At 68.4% G+C, this 3,267-nt stretch carries 2 protein-coding genes; one reads left to right on the top strand and one right to left on the bottom strand.

The window, feature by feature from the left end:
* Positions 1 to 720, bottom strand: a 720-nt coding sequence (locus tag AB0K00_RS40010) for a TerD family protein (protein ID WP_363532154.1), incomplete at its 3' end; no start/stop codon positions are given.
* A 1,025-nt stretch (positions 721 to 1,745) separates the two neighbouring features.
* Between AB0K00_RS40010 and AB0K00_RS40005 the strand changes: the two genes are divergently transcribed.
* The gene (locus AB0K00_RS40005) at positions 1,746 to 2,987 is read left to right on the top strand and encodes an acyltransferase (RefSeq protein ID WP_363532151.1); all 1,242 of its coding nucleotides are present in this window, start codon (positions 1,746 to 1,748) and stop codon (positions 2,985 to 2,987) included.
* Positions 2,988 to 3,267 lie beyond the last annotated feature (280 nt).

Genomic DNA, 3,267 nt, shown 5'->3' with positions numbered 1-3,267 from the left:
CGGCCCAGACGAGACCGGCGGCCCAGACGAGACCGGCGGCCCAGACGAGACCGGCGGCCCGAACGGAACCGGCGGCCCAGACGGAACCGGCGGCCCGAACGGAACCGGCGGCCCGAACGGGACCGGCGGCCCGGGCGGGACCGCGCGTACCGGCTCCTCCTCCTCAACCACCGTCACGCCGAAGTCCTGCGCGAATCCCGCTAGCCCCGACGCGTACCCCTGCCCTACCGCACGCAGCTTCCACTCGGTGCCGCGTCGGTACACCTCCGCGAACAGCAACGCCGTCTCGCTCGCCGCGTCGCCGACCTGGAACCGCGCGATCTCGGCCCCGCTCACCGCGTCCAGCACCGCGAGGTGCAGCCCCGGCACCGACCCGAACGTGCCACCGTCGGTCGAGCCGCCGATCACCACCCGGTCCACGGCCGGCGGCAGGCCGGCCGGGTCGATCGCGAGCGTCTCACCACCCGCCGCCTTGCCTTCGTGGCGCACCGCGCCGCTCGGATGCGCGGGCTGGTTGTAGAAGACCATGTCCGCGTCGCCACCCACCTTGCCGCCGGCACCGAGCACCAGGACACAACCGTCCACCTCGGGCACACCCGCACCCGGACGCCAGCCGATCACGACGCGCATACGCGCAACCGGCAGTGTCATGTTCTGCCCCTTGGCCAGCAGCATGACGCAAACATAACGTCGGGCAACAACTGGCACGATCAGCTGCACGGTCGTCACCAGATGAGTGCGTCGTGGTCGACCACGGTGAGGGTGCGATGCGAGCACCGACAACGGGCCGGCCGTCACCGCACGAGGCCCGCTCGGAACCACCAACCTGCAACCGCCCTGGCAGCTCGAACACAAGGCCAACCCACGCATCAGCCCAGCTCAACCCAGGCAACGGCACGGTCAAGCCGCGCAGGTTTGTCTCTAGCCGGGGGCACCAAAAGAACTGCGCCACCCCACGGGGGGTGCTGATCATTGAAGCCAGCTACCCCTTGCCGCTGTCACGGCAGTCCTTACCTGCGAAGCTAGGCGCTCCTCCGGCTATGGGTGGTCCCACATAAGCTGGGCCACCTACTGTCAGCGCCGTCATGGGCACCGGGATGATCGAGCCGTGCCGAGCTTGCACCTGATCATCCCGCCGCCGTCCCGCCATGCGCCGGCGCGCACTCTTCCGCCGATGAGCGCGCGTTTGGCATAGCCGTCGACGCTGTCTTGCAATGCGGGCCGCGACCGAGGCGGCTGTTGCGCACCATCGGCGGCTGGTGTCCGGCCGGCTGCATGCCATGCGTCTCGTTCTCCTGGCGGGTCCTAGAGGTCCCTGAGCAGGCGTGCGGTTCTTGCGTACTTCGACGAACCCGAGCCCGAGGTGCAGCGCGACCAGAGGGCCGACGAGTGGGCCTCGCGAGTCGGGGCCGAGCACCACGGTAGGTGCGGCTTGCGGGAACAGTCCGGCCAAAGCCGGTCCGAGGTCGCGGAGCAGGTCAGCGTCGCGCCACCAGCCGGTGAGGTCCGCGTACTGGCCGATGTCGTCGCCTCGCCAAGTGTCGGTGGCGTGCTTGAACATCGGCTGTATGGGCGGCGGAGTTGCCACAAGGCATCGACATCGGCAGGATCCGGGGGTCCGCCCCCACCCCCGGAGGAGCTCCCGTGGCCCAGCCCGCCGTGTCCAAGACGGCCCCACCGCCGCCATGGAGGCGTTCGCAATCGGTCGCCCAGCTCGCCAAGCGCAACAGGGAACGGGTAGCTCGGTGACGATCGCCGCCCACCCATCGTCGAGCGTGGGCACCACGACCGGCCAGTCAACCCACGGCCGGGTAGCGGTGCTTGACGGCTTACGGCTCGCCGCTGCCATCTTCGTGGTCCTCTTCCATTGGACCGGGCAGGGGCAGGGCGCCTGGGGCGAACCGTCCATGCCTCAGCTGTTTCCCTACCTCCATTCGGTCGCCCAGTACGGCTGGATGGGTGTGCACCTGTTTTTCCTGATCAGCGGCTTCGTAATCTGCATGAGCGCCTGGGGAAAACCGCTCGGTGACTTCTTCCTGTCCCGGGCGGTGCGCCTGTATCCAACGTTCTGGTTCGCGGTGATCGCAACGACGGCCGTGGTGACGGTACTGCCGCTGCACACGACCCGGCTGTCCGCATCGGAGGTGGCGTTCAACCTGACGATGGTTGCCGAGCCGTGGAACGTGTCGCTCGTCGACGGGGTCTACTGGACTCTCTGGACCGAGATGAAGTTCTATCTCCTGTTCGCGCTCGTGGTGTGGCGAGGTGTCACCTATCGGCGGGTCGTCGCGTTCTGCGCCCTCTGGACGGCAGCATCGATGCTGGCGACAGCATCGAACGAACCCCTGATGCTGGAGGTCTTCACGCCGGAATACTCCATGTACTTCGTCGGCGGCATCGCCTTCTACCTCATGTACCGGTTCCGCCCGAGCGGACTCCTGTGGGGCATTGTCGGGTTCTCGTTCCTGCACACCCAGTACATGATGGCGCGGGAGGCACCCCAGGCGTCCCTGTCCACCGGGGCGCCGCAACACTGGTGGGTCAGCGTTCCCCTGCTGGCGGTCTTCTACCTTTTGATGGCAGGCGTCGCCCTCGGCTGGATGTCGCGGATCCGGTGGCGGTGGCTGACTACGGCGGGTGCCCTGACATTTCCTCTCTACCTGCTGCACGACGTCATCGGGTTCACTGCCATCAGATGGCTGGAGGATGCTGTCCCGCACTGGCCGCTGATGCTCGGACTGCTGGCCGTCATGCTGGTCGTGTCGTGGCTGGTGCATCGGTACTTTGAGCGCCCGGTCTCGGCGTGGTTGAAGCGATTGATACGGCAGGGAATCGTCGACATGCGGGATGCCGAGCCGGGCAGCCATGGCAGTGGCGTCGACGGTCGGCCGCTACGGCTCAGTGTCGACAGTTGCCTCTGCTGCGGCCAACGGTCGTCTGCGAACTCTGCGACGAGCCCGGCTGACCGAACCGTCAATTCGAGTTGACGGTTGGCCTGACCCGTTCGAGTGACGGGCTGCCTGTCAAGCCCCGAGCTGGAGACGGAGCTCGCGATCCATCGCCAGCAGCGCCCCACCCATCCCGGCGCACCGCATCCCACGTCAACATCGTGCGCACGAACCGGTCGGGCCCCCCCCCCCCGGGGGGGGGCGGGGTGGGGGTGGTGACCGAGGCCCCCGCCCACTGGCCCACCGCCGTGGTGGGCCGCGCCCGGCCGCCGGGTGGGGGCGCCCGCGGCTGCCCTACCATGGCCGGGGTGTTCCTTCT

It is taken from the genome of Dactylosporangium sp. NPDC049525, assembly GCF_040676755.1.
Classification (GTDB): domain Bacteria; phylum Actinomycetota; class Actinomycetes; order Mycobacteriales; family Micromonosporaceae; genus Dactylosporangium.
The sequence above is the reverse complement of the archived record's forward strand: the minus strand, read 5'-3'. Positions and strand labels throughout refer to the sequence as shown.